The organism is Microbacterium sp. ZW CA_36 (assembly GCF_044987475.1).
In the GTDB taxonomy this organism is placed as follows: Bacteria; Actinomycetota; Actinomycetes; order Actinomycetales; family Microbacteriaceae; genus Microbacterium.
The window spans coordinates 1-14,158 of record NZ_JBJDRL010000006.1 but is presented as its reverse complement, the minus strand read 5'-3'; the positions used below and the strand labels follow the sequence as shown (position 1 = coordinate 14,158).

Below are 14,158 nucleotides of genomic sequence, written 5' to 3'. Positions count from 1 at the left end.
ACGCCCCGGCAAGTGAGGAGCAAAGGTGCACGACGACCGGTCGCATGTGCAGGCACGCCTGCGGAGGTTCACCAGGGAGCGGCTCGAGCCGGCCGTGCACCCCGAGTTCCACCCGCTGCGGGTCGAGCACTGGTCCGTCCCCGACGAGCCGGTGCGGTTCGCGGAGGCGGTCGATCGCGGGTACGAGCCGACTCCGGCCGGCTGGACGTGGGGCCGTGCGTGGAGCTCGACGTGGTTCCGGCTCTCGGGTCGGCTCCCCGAGGGGTGGAGCCCGCAGCACACCGAGATCGTCTGCGACCTCGGCTTCACGGCCGACCGCCCGGGCTTCCAGGTCGAGGGTCTGGCGTACCGCCCGGACGGCAGCATCCTCAAGGCGGTCTCACCCCGCGGCCACCACCTGCCGCTCGACGCGGACGCCGGCGACGACCTCACGCTCTACGTCGAAGCTGCCGCGAACCCCGACGTCGCGGGTGAGTGGACCTTCGCGGCGACGCCGCTGGGCGACAAGCTGACGTCGGGCGAAGGGCCGCTGTACAGCCTCGGCGCCATCGGCTTCGTCAGGCGAGACGAGACGGCGTGGGAGCTGCTGCAGGACATCCAGGTGCTCAGCGGCCTGTTGGGCGAGCTGCCGCAGGACTCCCCGCGGCACCACACCATCGTGCGAGGCCTCGAGCGGATGCTCGACGTCGTCGATCCCGACGACGTCGCGGCCACCGCGGCGCTCGCCCGCGAGACCATCGCACCCCTGCTCGCCTCCCCCGCGCACGCGTCCAGCCACCGCATCGTCGCGGTCGGCCACGCGCACATCGACTCCGCGTGGCTCTGGCCCACCCGCGAGACGATCCGCAAGGTGGCGCGGACGTTCGCGAACGCGCTGGAGCTCATGCAGCGGCATCCGGAGTTCGTCTTCGCCGCCTCGTCGGCGCAGCAGTACGCGTGGCTCGAGGAGCACCACCCCGCATTGTTCGCGCGGGTGCGCGAGCAGGTGCAGGCCGGCAGGTTCGTGCCCGTCGGCGGCATGTGGGTCGAGTCCGACACGAACATGCCCGCCGGCGAGTCGATGATCCGTCAGTTCCTCCACGGCAAGCGGTTCTTCCGCGAGCGTCTCGGGGTCGAGACCGAGGAGGTCTGGCTTCCGGACTCGTTCGGCTACTCGGCGGCGCTGCCGCAGATCGTCCGGGGCACGGGCAATCGCTGGTTCCTGACGCAGAAGCTGTCGTGGAGCCAGGTGAACCGGCTGCCGCATCACACCTTCTGGTGGGAGGGGATCGACGGCACGCGCGTGTTCACCCATCTGCCCCCGGCCGACACCTACAACTCCGAGCTGACGCCGGCCGAGCTGCTGCACACCGAGCGCAACTTCAAGGACGCCGGTGCCGCCACGACCTCGCTCGTGCCGTTCGGGTACGGCGACGGAGGCGGCGGCCCGACCCGCGAGATGCTGGCCGCCGCCGAGAGGTCACGCGACCTCGAGGGCCTTCCCCGCGTCGAGATCGCCGCGCCCCGCCGGTTCTTCACGGATGCCGAGGCCGAGTACGCGGACGCGCCGGTGTGGGCGGGCGAGATGTACCTCGAGCTGCACCGGGGCACCTACACGTCGCAGCTGCGCACGAAGCAGGGCAACAGGCGCAGCGAGCAGCTCCTGCACGAGGCGGAGCTCTGGTCGGCGACGGCGGCGATCCGCACCGGCGAGCCGTATCCCTACGACGAGCTGCGGCGGGCCTGGGAGACCGTGCTGCTGCTGCAGTTCCACGACATCCTCCCCGGCAGCTCGATCGCCTGGGTCCATCGCGAGGCCGAGCGCGACCACGCGCGGATCCGCGACGAGCTCACCACGATCATCGACCGCGGTGTGGCCGCCCTCGTCGGCACCGGATCGACGCCGTTCGTCGCCAACCCGATGCCCCTGCCCGGCCTCGGCGTCGGGGCGTTCGCCATCGGCGCCCGCGCCGAGACGGCGGCCGACGCGACGTGGGAGCGCCGACCCGACGGTGGCCTGGCGGTCGACAACGGTGTGCTCCGAGCGGTCATCGACGCGCGCGGGCTCGTCGTCTCACTCGTCGACGAGGTCTCGGGTCGCGAGGCGGTGGCCCCGGGCGGCGCGGCGAACCGGCTGGTGCTGCACCGCGACACCCCGAACGAGTGGGATGCCTGGGACATCGACGACCACTACCGCCGCAACGCCACGCCCCTCGACGTCGGCGCGCCCGAGTCGCTGGACGCCGTGACGGACGACGACGGATCGGTGACGGTGACGGTGGTCCGCTCCTTCGGCGCGTCGCACGTGACGCAGCGGCTCACCCTCGCGCCCGGCGCGCCTGTGTTGGACCTCGAGCTGGTCATCGATTGGCACGAGAGCCAGAAGCTGCTGAAGCTGTACGTCGACATCGATGTGCACGCCGACGTCACCGCCGCCGAGACCCAGTTCGGCCACGTGCACCGCGTCACGCACGAGAACACCTCCTGGGAGGCCGCGCGCTTCGAGTTCTGCGCGCATCGGTGGGTGCACGTCGGCGAGCCCGGCTACGGCGTCGCGGTCGCCAACGACTCCACCCACGGGCACGACGCCCGCCGCACCCCGCGCACCGGGGGCGGGCGCTCCACCACGCTGGGCATGTCGCTCATCCGCGCACCCCGCTTCCCCGACCCCGTGGCCGATCAGGGCACGCATACCCTGAGGGTCGCGTTGCGGCCGAATGCCGGCATCCGGGATGCCGTCGCCGAGGGGTACCGGCTCAACCGGCCCGTGCGGCGCGTCACCGGCGACCACGCCGCGGCCGCCCTCTTCGCCGTGCGCAGCGAGACCGTGGTGGCCGAGACGGTCAAGCTGGCCGACGACGAGTCCGGCGACGTCATCCTCCGGCTGTACGAATCGGCCGGCGGTCGGGGATCCGTCTCGGTGACGGCGCTCTTCGACGCCGCGAGCTGCGAGCGCACCGACCTGCTCGAGCGCGCGACCGGCGATCCGTGGGATGCGCCGTCCACGACGCTCGAGTTGCGGCCGTTCGAGATCGTCACCCTCCGCTATCGGCGCCGGGCCGGGCACGAGCGAGACGAACTACGATGACGCGATGTGTTCGTAACGGTTCACCGTTCCATTAATTCACGAGCCGCTGTATCGTGGCGTCATGCTCGCTCCCACGGCTACCGTCACGCATACCGCAGCGCTCGCCCGGTTCGGCCACGCTTTGTCCGATCCGACACGAGTGGGCATCCTGCTGGCGTTGCGTGAGGCGCCGGCCTATCCGTCGGACCTCGCGGACACGTTGGGCGTCTCCCGGCAGGTGATGTCCAACCAGTTGGCGTGTCTCCGCGGCTGCGGTCTCGTGGAGGCGACCCCTGACGGCCGTCGCAGTCAGTATCGGCTCGCTGACTCTCACCTCGCGCCGGCGCTCAATGAACTGCTGCAGGTCGTTCTCGTTGTCGAACCGGACTGCTGTGACGGGGAAGGCTGCAGCTGCGCATGAGCATCAGCCTCACGGCCGATCGCCGCGCCGTCCTGCAGCGACGGATCCGCTGGATCGTCACCGCCACGATCGCCTACAACCTGATCGAAGCGATCGTCGCGATCACCGCCGGCAGCATCGCCTCCTCCGGCGCGCTGATCGCCTTCGGCCTGGACTCCACCATCGAGGTCCTCTCCGCTGCCGCGGTGGCCTGGCAATTCACCCGCCAGGACCCGGAACGCTGGGAGAAGCCCACTCTGCGTGTCATCGCCGTCGCGTTCTTCTCCCTCGCGATCTACGTCGTCATCACATCGCTGCTGACGCTGCTGGGACGAGTCGAGGCGCAGCACACCACGCTCGGCATCATCATCACCGCGCTCGGCGTGATCATCATGCCGTTCCTCTCCCTGGCCGAACGACGCACCGGCCGCGAACTCGGTTCCGCCACCGCCGTCGCCGACTCCAAGCAGACGCTCATCTGCACCTACCTGTCCGCCGCGGTCCTCGCGGGTCTCCTCCTCAACAGCCTCCTCGGCTGGTGGTGGGCTGACGCCATCGCCGGCCTCGTCATTGCCGGCTTCGCCATCCGAGAAGGCGTCGAAGCCTGGCGCGGCGACGCCTGCGCCACCTCCGTCGGCATGCTCCTCGAGGACGAACACAACGACGACGACCACGACCACGGCTGATGTCGCCGATCTCCTGATGGCAACCCAGAGAAGGGTCGCCGGCGAGCGCGCGGGTCAGCGCTGGTCGTCGGCGGTGGCGTCCCGTTCGTAGACATCCGGGATGCCGTCCCCGTCGGCGTCGACGGCGTCCTCGGCGGCGATGCGCTTGTAGCGACGGTTGCGCGTCAGGAGGATCACGGATGCCGCGAGCGAAGCGACCACGGACGCGACCATGATGGCGATCTTGGCGTCGTCGTTGTGCGGACTGTCCGCGCCGAAACTGAGCTCGGCGACCAGCAGTGAGACCGTGAAGCCGATTCCCGCAAGGATGCCGACGCCGATGAGGTCGATCCAGCGCAGCGCGGGGTCGAGGCGTGCCCGCGTCGCAGCGGTGAGCACACGAGTCGTGAGCACGATCCCGATCGGCTTGCCCAGCACCAGCCCCGCCACGACGCCGATCGTGACGGGGTCCGTGATCGCCCGCGTGATGCCTTCGACGCCGCCGAGTGCGACGCCCGCCGCGAAGAAGGCGAAGACCGGTACGGCGAAGCCCGTCGAGAGCGGCCGGAACCGATGCTCGAACTCCTCGGCGAGTCCGCCGTCGCGTGACGTCACCGCGCCGCCCTTCGGCGGCCTGACCGGGATCGTGAACGCGAGGGCGACGCCCGCGATCGTGGCGTGAACACCCGACGCGTGCATGAAGGCCCACGCGGCGAAGCCGATCGGGAGCAGGATCACCCATGCGGCGGCGGGCTTGAGGTGGAACACCGCCTGGTACCGCTGGGCGAGGAAGCCGTAGACGGCGATCACGGCCAGCGAGATGACGAGCGCAACCACGTCGATCTCGCTGGTGTAGAAGATGGCGATGATGAGGATCGCGATGAGGTCGTCGACGACCGCGAGCGTGAGCAGGAAGATCCGGAGCGGGCTCGGCAGATGGGAGCCGACCAGCGCCAGAACCGCCACCGCGAACGCGATGTCGGTGGCCGTCGGGATCGCCCAGCCGACCGCCAGGCTGGGGTGGTTCCACACGACGGCCGTGTAGATCACGGCCGGGACGACCACTCCGCCGACCGCCGCGGCGACGGGGACGATCGCGGTGCGGAAGTCGCGAAGGTCGCCGACGACGACCTCGCGCTTGAGCTCGAGTCCCACGAGGAAGAAGAAGATCGCGAGGAGTCCGTCCGCCGCCCAGGTGCCCAGCGAGAGGTCCAGGTGCCACGGAGCGTAGCCGACGGTGAAGTCCCGCAGCGCGAAGTACGATTCCGCCGCGGGGCTGTTCGCCCAGATGAGGGCGACGACCGCAGCGGCCACGAGGAGCGCGCCGCCGACGGCTTCCTTCCGCAGCAGCGCGCCGATCCGGCTCGCCTCGGCGTAGCTTCCCCGGCGGGGGAACGAGGAGGAAGTGGGGCGTGGGTTCTGATGAGTCACGGGGATGCCATCCGGCTGATCGATCGACAGAGACAGTGTCGACCAGACTTCCCGACGCGCCTCCGCCAGCTTACAGAGCCCCGCGGGCATGCCCTCCCGATGTGACGCGGTCAGCCGACCGGCCGCCGCCGTTCCTTTGCTCTTCGGTACTCGTTCGCCATACTGACGTCCATGGATGACGTGAACGAGTGGCTGTTGACGTGGGGCGACCATCTCTGGACCTGGGTGGTGCTTCCCGTCGTCGTCTTCCTCGGGCTGTACTTCACGATCCGTTCGGGGGTGGTGCAGTTCCGACTCATCCCGGAGATGTTCCGCACGCTCACCGACAAGACTCCGCGCACGGCATCCGGAGAGCCGCAGTCGGTGTCGGCGTTCCAGGCGTTCACGATCTCCGCGGCGTCGCGCGTGGGTGTCGGCAACATCGCGGGCGTCGGAACGGCGATCGCGGTGGGCGGTCCCGGAGCCGTGTTCTGGATGTGGGTCATGGCGTTCATCGGCGGCGCCTCCAGCTTCATCGAGTCCTCCCTCGCGCAGCTGTTCAAGGTGCGCGACAGTGACAGCTTCCGCGGCGGCCCGGCGTACTACATGCAGCGCGGGCTCAAGGCGCGCTGGCTGGGCGTGTGGTTCGCGATCATCCTCATCGTCTGCTTCCCCTTCGCCTTCAGCTCGTTGCAGGCGAACACGATCTCGGCGACCGTGACCTCCAGCATCGGCGGCGGGCCGGCATGGCTCCCGTGGGGCATCGGGATCGGGATCGCGGCGCTGACCGGCCTGGTCGTCTTCGGCGGCGTGCGTCGCATCGCGTCGGTCACGCAGCTGCTGGTGCCGATCATGGCGCTCGCCTACCTCCTGCTGGGCCTCATCGTGGTCGGGCTTCACGTCGACCGGATCGGCCCGGTCTTCGCGGAGATCTTCACCCAGGCGTGGGGGTTCAACGAAGTCGTCGGCGCGACGTTCGGCTACATCGTCCTCACCGGCGTGAAGCGCGGCATGTTCTCGAACGAGGCCGGCCTCGGCTCGGCACCCAACGCGGGGGCGAGCGCCGCCGTGACGCACCCGGTCAAGCAGGGACTCGTCCAGACTCTCGGGGTCTACTTCGACACCTTCCTGGTGTGCTCGATCACCGCATTCATCATCCTCGTCTCGGTGCCCGATCTCGCCGGGGCGGAGCGAGGGATCGGACTGACGCAGGGCGCCCTCGTCGGCACGCTCGGCGAGTGGTCCAACATCGCGTTGAGCGTCATCATCTTCCTGCTCGCGTTCTCATCCATTCTCGGCAACTACTACTACGGCGAGTCGAACATCGAGTTCATCACCACCCGTCGCTCGGTGCTCACCGGCTACCGCATCCTCGTCATCGTCGCCGTGCTCGCCGGATCGGTCGTGGGAGCGGACCTCGTCTGGAATTTCGCCGACGGAGTGATGGGGCTCATGGCGCTCACCAACCTCATCGCCATCGGCCTGCTGTCAGGCATCTCCTTCCGATTGCTGAAGGACTACACCGCGCAGCGCCGGGCCGGCCGGGACCCGGTCTTCACCCGTGCACTCCTTCCCGACATCACCGGCATCGAGTGCTGGGAGGACGAGCTCAGCGTCACAGGTCCGATCGACGTCCAGACCAAGCGCCACCAGGCCGAGAAGCACCGCGACCACCTGCACCAACAGGACTGAGCCTCGCCGCACGGCACGGGGACGACGCGGTCCGGCGGCGTCTGCTCACTCGTGGACCGCGGAGGAGACGAGCGCCGGCTGCCGGTTCGCCGCGCGGGCGTCGACCGTGAGTCGCCGGGCGATGAGCAGAGACGCCGCAGCCGCGAGCAGCACCGCGACGGTCGTCACCACGCCGAGCGGGAGGATGCTGAGGGCACCGGCGACGCCGACCAGCGGGGCTGCGACACCGCCGAAGCCGAACCGGACCATCCCCAGGAGCGACGACGCCGTCCCGGCGATCTGCGGGTACTCGACCAGGGCGAGCGTGGTCGCCGGCGGTGACGAGATCGCGACGCCGGCGGCCAGGAGGAAGAGCGCCACGATGACCACCCAGAGCGGCACCGCCGTGAGGCCGGCCACGAGCAGTCCGGCTGCCCCGAGCGCGGCGACGAGGATGCCGATCGCGAGCGTTCCCACGATGCTCCATCGCTCTGCCGCGCGGCCGGCGAGGTAGCCGAAGGTCATGAAGCCTGCGGAGTTGAGCCCGAAGGCCAGGGCGTACCCCATCGGGGAGAGGCCGTAGATGTCCTGCAGCACGAAGGTCGCGCCCGACAGGTACGCGAACAGCGCCGCGTACAGGAACCCCTGATTGAGGACCGCTCCGAGGAAGACGCGGTCCGACAGGAGCGTCCGGAAGTCACTCATGGTCTGGGCGAACCCTCCACGTGAGCGCAGCGCGACGGGGAGCGTCTCGCGGAACACCAGCAGCGTGGCGATCAGGATGAGCGCGCCGATCGCGGCGAGGAAGCCGAACAGTCCGCGCCAGTCGGTCACGGCGTTGAGCATTCCGCCCAGCAGCGGCCCGACGATGGCGGCGAGACCGCCGATGACGGTGAGCCGGCCGTAGAAGCGGATCAGGGCGCCGCCCGCGTAGATGTCGCGGCCTGCTGCCTGGGCGATCACGATTCCGACCCCGCCGGCGAGGCCCTGCACGAACCGGGCGACGATGAGCAGCTCCACGGTGGGGCTGATCGCGCAGAGCACCGAGGTGACGATGTACGCGACAATGCCGACGAGCAGGATGCCGCGTCGCCCGAAGCGGTCCGACAGCGGACCGGCGATCAGCTGCCCCCCGGCGAGCCCGATCAAGCAGGCGGTGACGGTCAGCTGCGCGACGGAGGTCGCGGCATCCAACTCCGCAGTCAGCGCCGGGAGGGCGGGCAGGTAGAGGTCCATCGAGATCGGCCCGAACACGGTCAGCAGCAGCAGGAGCGTCGGCAGGAGCCGACGGAGCAGGGGCGAAGGCGAAACGGTCTGGTCGAGCATGCCACCAGCCTTCCGGCCGCGCGCCGGCGGGAGGAGTCCCTGACGAGGGGTGTACCGCCAGGGCATCCCCCGGGCAGCGACGCCCGACCTACGATGTCGACATGGACAACCGAGCCGAGGTGCGGGAGTTCCTCATGTCGCGGCGGGCGAAGGTCACGCCGGACGCCGCGGGACTCACCGCCGGCTCGAACCGGCGCGTGGCGGGTCTGCGCCGCACCGAGGTGGCGATGCTGGCGGGAGTCAGCGTGGAGTACTACGCCAAGCTCGAGCGCGGGGCGATCGCCGGCGCCTCCGCGTCTGTGCTCGAGGCCGTCTCGCGCGCACTGCAGCTGGACGACACCGAGCGCGCACACCTCCTCGACCTCGCGCGTGCGGCCGACGGCATCCCGTCTTCCGGGCGTCCCCGCCGCCGCGCGGCGAAGCCGGCGGCGCCGCGGCCGAGCCTGCTGTGGGCGATGTCGGCGATCACCGACGCGGTGGCCTTCGTGCGCGATCAGCACCAGGACATGCTCGCGACCAACGCCCTCGCCCGAGCCTTCTACTCCCCGCTCATCGGAGACGGCGGCCGGACGCCGAACCTGGCTCGATTCCAGTTCCTCGACCCGGCGTCGCGGGAGTTCTACCCGGAGTGGGATCGCATGGCCGAGATGTGCGTCGCGATCATGCGCAGCGAGGCGGGCCGCGATCCGCACGACAAGGGATTGCAGGACCTGGTCGGCGAGCTGTCGACCCGCAGCGACACGTTCCGCCGGCTGTGGGGTGCGCACGACGTGCGCACGCACGGGGCGGGCACGAAGCACTTCCACCATCCCGTCGTGGGCGACGTCACCCTCGCCTTCGAAGAACTCGCGATCACCGCCGAGCCGGGCCAGGTGCTGCTGATCTACACCGCCGAACCAGGGTCGCCGTCGGCCGAGCGGCTGCGGCTGCTCGCCTCCTGGAGTGCCGACCACCCCGTCGACGTCTCCTCGTAGAGACCGGGGTATGCGTGATCGCCACGGCGCGGGACGCGACGAACGTGACAGCTGGGGTGCGGTTCATCCCGACGGTCGGGTCGAGTCCCGCTGTCGCGTGAGATACGCGACCTCCGCCGTGTTGCTCGCCAGGGCAAGCGCCGCGTCGTAGGCTGCGGCCGCCTCCGCGGGTCGCCCCAGTCGCCGCAGCAGCTCCGCACGGGCAGCGTGATACGGGTGGTAGGACTCCAGCTCCGGCCTGAAAGTGTCGACGAGGGCGAGCCCCGGCTCCGGCCCGTCGCGCTCGCTCACCGCGATCGCGCGGTTCAACTGCACGATCGGCGAGCGGTCGAGCCGCAGAAGGTGATCGTAGAGCGCGACCACCTGCGTCCAATCGGTCGCGTCGCCGTCGGTGTGGACGGCGTTGATCGCGGCGAGCAGCTGGTAGCGGCCCGGCGGCATGCCGGATGCCAGTCGCGCACGGACCAGCGCATGCCCCTCCGCAATCGACTCGGCATCCCACTGCCCGCGGTCCTGCTCGCCGAGAGGCACGAGCTCGCCTGCCGACGACACGCGCGCCGGGCGGCGCGCGTCGGTCAGCAGCATCAGCGCCAGCATCCCGGTCGCCTCGCCGTCGTCGGGCAGCAGCTGGTGCAGGAGCCGGGCGAGACGGATCGCCTCGCCGGTCAGCTCCTCGCGCACTGGTGCGCTGTCGGGGCCGCTGGCGAGATATCCCTCATTGAAGATCAGGAACAGCACGGTCAGCACACCCGCCACCCGGCCCGGCAGGTCCTCGGCCCCCGGCACTCGGTAAGGGATGCCGGCGGCGGCGATCTTCGCCTTCGCCCGCGTGATGCGCGCCCCCATCGTGGTCTCCTGCACCAGGAACGCGCGGGCGATCTCGGGCACGCTCAGTCCGCCGACCATCCGCAGTGTCAGCGCGACACGCGCCTCCATAGCGAGGGCAGGGTGACAGCAGATGAAGATCAGCCGCAACCGGTCGTCGTCGATCGCGCCGAGTGGCTCGGGCTCTGCGTCGTACACGAGCTGCGCCTCCCTGTGTCTCGCGTCACGGCTGCTCTCGCGCCGGATGCGGTCGATCGCCTTACGGGTGGCGGTGGTCGTGAGCCACGCGCCGGGGTTGGGCGGGATGCCCTCCGCCGGCCAGTGCTCGGCGGCGGAGGCGACAGCGTCCGCGGCGGCATCCTCGGCGATGTCGAGGTTGCCGAACCGCTTCGCGAGGGTCGCCACCACCCGCGCCCACTCGTCGCGGTGAGCGCGGGTCAGGGCATCATGCGCGTCGATCACCCGGCGAGCAGCGGCCGCACCTCGAGCCGACGATTGCAGGCTTTGGAGCCCTCGACCATCAGCTTCAGGGCGACGTCCAGGTCGGCGGCTTCGATGATCCAGAACCCCGCGGCCCACTCCTTCGCCTCGACGAACGGGCCGTCGGTGAACACCGGCTCGTCGCCACGGCCGTCGATGACGGTGGAGACGGTCGGATCGGCGAGCCCGGCGGCGAAGACCCAGTGGCCGCCGGCGCGGAGCCTGTCGTTGAACGCATCGATCGCGACGCCTTCCTCGGCCGTCCCCGAGTTGCTTCGGCTGTCGATGACGTTGACCAGGTACTGCATGCTCATATCCTCTCTCTCGCGTGACGCATCAGACCAGGGCCGGCCTGATGGTGGGCGGGATCGCGGTCACCGCGAGCAGTGAAGCGCTCGTGGTCGCGGATCCTCGCCTTCACTACCGCTACGAATGGGACCGACGGGATTCGACAGGGCGTCGGAAATCAGCGCGGTGCAGGACGCGTGCGGCGGAGCACGATCACGTCGGCCGGATGCAGGACGATGACGTCGCCGGCGCTCAGGTCACGACCCGTGAGCAGGTCGGTGCCACTCGCATGGAGGCGGATCGTCGCATCCCGCGGACCGTGGTGGAGCAGGAAGTCGACGGTCTGTCCGGATGCCGCGATCCGCGTCGCGAACTCGAGGCCGGGGACGTCGGCGTACGGGCCGACGAGGTCGTGCCGCTCGAGCGCATCGGTCACGATGCGCGAGAGCCCGGTCGCGTCGAGCTGAGTGCCCACGTACCACACGTGTCCCTCGCGGCCGCCGTCGACGGCAACCGCACGACGCGTGATCGCGGGCTCGCCCGCGTAGAAGTCCGCTCCATAGCGGGCCAGCACCTCGGCCCCATCCGGGACGAGCACCTCGAAGACCATCTCCCCGGCTGCGGGAGAGGCACCCCCCTCCCCGTCGAACACGACGGGGTTCATGACGCCCGGTTCGGCGGCATCCGTCTCGGCGACGCGCACGCCGGCGAGCCCGGCGAGCGGTCCGGGTGCATCCGCGAGGAATCGGCGGTCGTCCTCATCCGCTCGGCCCGACAGGCACCCGGTGATGACCGTGCCGCCGCGCTCGGCGACGGTGCGCAGGCGGGCGGCGGTGTCCCCCTTCACGAGGTGGAGCAGCGGCGCAGCCACGACGTCGTAGGCGCTCAGATCGGCAGTCACCGGCACGACATCGAGCTGCGCGCCGGCCTCCCAGAACGGGCGCGCCCAATCGGTGATGGTCGACAGGTACCGGAGGTGGCGGTTCGGGCCATCGGCCATCTCCACCGCCCACCACGAGTCCCAGTCGACCACCAGCGCGCAGCGTGTGGGAGTCCGGGCACCGAGGAGGATGCCACCGACGGTCTCCACCTCCTTGCCGAGGCCGGCCACCTCGCGGAAGGTGCGGGTGTCGAGTCGCCCCGAGTGGTCGAGAACGGCTCCGTGGGTCATCTCGCACGCGCCACGTGACGCCCGCATCTGGAAGTACAGAACCGAGTCCGCGCCGTGGGCGACCGCCTGCCACGACCAGAGCCGCACGATGCCCGGCCGCCTCACCGGATTGACGTCGCGCGACGCGGTGACCGACGGTGTCTGCTCCATGAGCCAGAACGGGGCGCCGTCCTTCAGCCCGCGCATGAGGTCGTGAGCGAGCGCCGTCGCCCACGGCTCGTCGTATCGGCGCGGATAGTTGTCCCAGGACGCGAAGTCGAGGTCGGCGGACCAGCGGTGATAGTCCAAGGGCTGGAAGAAGCCCATGAAGTTCGTGGTGACCGGCAGCTCGGAGTGCTCGCGGATCGCGCCCTTCTCGTCGCGGAACTGGCGGAGCGCGTTGTCGGTCGAGAATCGATGGAAGTCGAGCGTGATGCCCTGGAAAGCCGTCTTGCCGGGCCCTCCCCAGTGCTCGGTGAGCGCACTCGGGGGCTCGATCTCGTCCCAGTCCGTGAAGCGGTGCGACCAGAACACGGTGTTCCACGCCTCGTTCAGCTCATCCAGCGTTTCGTAGCGGGCCTTGAGCCAGCGGCGGAACTCCGCGGCGCACAGCTCGCAGTAGCAGCGACCCCCGTACTCGTTGCCGACGTGCCACGCGACGACAGCAGGGTGCGACCCGTAGCGCTCTGCGAGGCGCAGGGCGATCTGCGCGGCGAGGCGCCGATAGTCCGGTGAGCTCCAGCATGCATTGTGACGTTGTCCGTACCGGTGCCGTCGCCCCTCGAAATCGACCCGTGTGATGTCGGGATACTTCCGGGCCATCCAGGGAGGAAGCGCCCCCGTGCCCGTGCCGAGGCAGATCGACCGCCCTTCGTCCGCTGCCCGTTGGACGATCTTGTCGAGCATCGAGAAGTCGAGCACATCCTCGTCGGGCTGCGTCAGCGCCCAGGTGAAGACCCCGACGGTCACCGTCGTGATGCGCGCGGCGTCGAAAGCCTCGTAATCGCGGTCCCAGATCTCATCCGGCCACTGCTCGGGTGAGTAGTCCCCGCCGTAGGCGAGGTGATCGAGCTCGGGCAGGCGTGCGGCAACCGGCTGGCCGGCCGGGTGGCCCAGGATCGTGACTTCGGGCAGCGGCCGCGGTCGCAGGTCAGGCATCGTCGGTGAACCTCTTCGTGACGTGGTGGAAGACAGGGCGCGCCATCAGCGTGAGAAGACCGACGAACGCCCACAGGAAGAGCATCAGGACCACTTCGGATGCGACGAGCACGACGAAGGCGGCGACGAGGACGAGCGACAGGACACCCAGCGAGTAACCCCACCGCGGAACGATCTGCGTGAGCGCGACGCGCGCGGCATCGCGGGTTCGAAAGCGGAAGCCGGCCGTGAGGACGAGCATGTGGCCGCTCCACACGATGACGAGCGCGGCGAGACACAGCAGGAGCGGGCGCACTGCCGCTCCGCTGTCGACCGCATCGAGGTGGACGAGGTTGAAGGTCAGCAGCGCGAGGACGAGGCTCACGGGAGCCGCCCAGGCGAGTGTCGCACCGATGTCTCGACGATAGGCGCGGAAGAAGTACCTCCCCGGCGCCAGGTCGTTGGAGCGGGTCGCCGCGCGGACAGCCGAGACACCGGCGACGAGTGCGGGCGCCAACGGCAGCAGAGCGAAGACGAACAGGGGAAGGTTGGACGGGTCGCGATCGAGCAGCAGCACGGCACCGATCGTAGGAAGCGTCGCGAGCAGGAGCTGCGCCTCGAGGACCAGCATCCGATAGACCACGGCGGCGGCGCGGGAGAGCGGTCCGCGCCCGATCTCATCCGCCGTGCCTGCCCGGCGCGGGCGGTGGTCGATGCTCATGTCTCTTCTCCTTCGGGCGGGCGGAACGGCGGGACGGCGGACCGGCGGGGACGGCGGGGGGGCCG

Annotated in this window: 11 protein-coding genes; 5 read left to right on the top strand and 6 right to left on the bottom strand. The window is 70.1% G+C overall.

Annotation, left to right across the window (positions count from 1 at the left end; all coding sequences use genetic code 11):
* The first annotated feature begins 25 nt into the window (after window positions 1-25).
* The 3 genes from ACI3KX_RS04760 to ACI3KX_RS04750 all read left to right on the top strand — a co-directional run bounded on the left by ACI3KX_RS04760 (window position 26) and on the right by ACI3KX_RS04750 (window position 4,132).
* Window positions 26-3,067: an alpha-mannosidase gene (locus ACI3KX_RS04760; RefSeq protein WP_404908187.1), complete on the top strand. Its 3,042-nt coding sequence runs from the start codon at window positions 26-28 to the stop codon at window positions 3,065-3,067.
* A gap of 61 nt (window positions 3,068-3,128) precedes the next feature.
* Window positions 3,129-3,467: an ArsR/SmtB family transcription factor gene (locus ACI3KX_RS04755; protein WP_404908185.1), complete on the top strand. Its 339-nt coding sequence runs from the start codon at window positions 3,129-3,131 to the stop codon at window positions 3,465-3,467.
* Window positions 3,464-4,132: a cation transporter gene (locus ACI3KX_RS04750; protein ID WP_404908184.1), complete on the top strand. Its 669-nt coding sequence runs from the start codon at window positions 3,464-3,466 to the stop codon at window positions 4,130-4,132. Before ACI3KX_RS04755 ends, ACI3KX_RS04750 begins: the two co-directional genes overlap by 4 nt.
* A gap of 54 nt (window positions 4,133-4,186) precedes the next feature.
* Here the strand turns inward: ACI3KX_RS04750 and nhaA are convergent, their stop codons facing one another.
* Entirely contained in the window at window positions 4,187-5,548 is a 1,362-nt protein-coding gene (nhaA, locus tag ACI3KX_RS04745; protein ID WP_404908345.1) for a Na+/H+ antiporter NhaA, read from the bottom strand.
* A 165-nt stretch (window positions 5,549-5,713) separates the two neighbouring features.
* Here nhaA and ACI3KX_RS04740 point away from each other — a divergent pair, with 165 nt between their 5' ends.
* Entirely contained in the window at window positions 5,714-7,213 is a 1,500-nt protein-coding gene (locus ACI3KX_RS04740) for an alanine/glycine:cation symporter family protein (RefSeq protein WP_363356629.1), read from the top strand.
* A 45-nt stretch (window positions 7,214-7,258) separates the two neighbouring features.
* Here the strand turns inward: ACI3KX_RS04740 and ACI3KX_RS04735 are convergent, their stop codons facing one another.
* On the bottom strand, window positions 7,259-8,518 hold the full coding sequence (locus tag ACI3KX_RS04735; protein ID WP_404908181.1) for a multidrug effflux MFS transporter: 1,260 nt from the start codon (window positions 8,516-8,518) through the stop codon (window positions 7,259-7,261).
* A 101-nt stretch (window positions 8,519-8,619) separates the two neighbouring features.
* Between ACI3KX_RS04735 and ACI3KX_RS04730 the strand changes: the two genes are divergently transcribed.
* Entirely contained in the window at window positions 8,620-9,492 is an 873-nt protein-coding gene (locus ACI3KX_RS04730; protein ID WP_404908178.1) for a helix-turn-helix transcriptional regulator, read from the top strand.
* A gap of 63 nt (window positions 9,493-9,555) precedes the next feature.
* On the opposite strand, the gene ACI3KX_RS04725 is transcribed toward ACI3KX_RS04730, so the two are convergent.
* The 4 genes from ACI3KX_RS04725 to ACI3KX_RS04710 all read right to left on the bottom strand — a co-directional run bounded on the left by ACI3KX_RS04725 (window position 9,556) and on the right by ACI3KX_RS04710 (window position 14,093).
* The gene (locus ACI3KX_RS04725) at window positions 9,556-10,779 is read right to left on the bottom strand and encodes an RNA polymerase sigma factor (RefSeq protein WP_404908176.1); all 1,224 of its coding nucleotides are present in this window, start codon (window positions 10,777-10,779) and stop codon (window positions 9,556-9,558) included.
* Window positions 10,776-11,105 (bottom strand): YciI family protein, encoded by a 330-nt coding sequence (locus ACI3KX_RS04720; RefSeq protein ID WP_404908174.1) that lies wholly within the window; start codon window positions 11,103-11,105, stop codon window positions 10,776-10,778. The genes ACI3KX_RS04725 and ACI3KX_RS04720 overlap by 4 nt, the downstream gene beginning before the upstream one ends.
* A 158-nt stretch (window positions 11,106-11,263) precedes the next feature.
* Complete coding sequence (locus tag ACI3KX_RS04715) at window positions 11,264-13,393, bottom strand: beta-galactosidase (protein WP_404908172.1); 2,130 nt, start codon at window positions 13,391-13,393, stop codon at window positions 11,264-11,266.
* The gene (locus ACI3KX_RS04710) at window positions 13,386-14,093 is read right to left on the bottom strand and encodes a hypothetical protein (RefSeq protein ID WP_404908169.1); all 708 of its coding nucleotides are present in this window, start codon (window positions 14,091-14,093) and stop codon (window positions 13,386-13,388) included. Before ACI3KX_RS04710 ends, ACI3KX_RS04715 begins: the two co-directional genes overlap by 8 nt.
* Between the last annotated feature and the right edge of the window lie 65 nt (window positions 14,094-14,158).

Coding starts and splice junctions, on each gene's coding strand:
- ACI3KX_RS04755 (WP_404908185.1), top strand. CDS start 3,129: ATGCTCGCTCCCACGGCTACCGTCACGCATACCGCAGCGCTCGCCCGG.
- ACI3KX_RS04750 (WP_404908184.1), top strand. CDS start 3,464: ATGAGCATCAGCCTCACGGCCGATCGCCGCGCCGTCCTGCAGCGACGG.
- ACI3KX_RS04740 (WP_363356629.1), top strand. CDS start 5,714: ATGGATGACGTGAACGAGTGGCTGTTGACGTGGGGCGACCATCTCTGG.
- ACI3KX_RS04735 (WP_404908181.1), bottom strand. CDS start 8,518: ATGCTCGACCAGACCGTTTCGCCTTCGCCCCTGCTCCGTCGGCTCCTG.
- ACI3KX_RS04730 (WP_404908178.1), top strand. CDS start 8,620: ATGGACAACCGAGCCGAGGTGCGGGAGTTCCTCATGTCGCGGCGGGCG.
- ACI3KX_RS04720 (WP_404908174.1), bottom strand. CDS start 11,105: ATGCAGTACCTGGTCAACGTCATCGACAGCCGAAGCAACTCGGGGACG.
- ACI3KX_RS04715 (WP_404908172.1), bottom strand. CDS start 13,393: ATGCCTGACCTGCGACCGCGGCCGCTGCCCGAAGTCACGATCCTGGGC.
- ACI3KX_RS04710 (WP_404908169.1), bottom strand. CDS start 14,093: ATGAGCATCGACCACCGCCCGCGCCGGGCAGGCACGGCGGATGAGATC.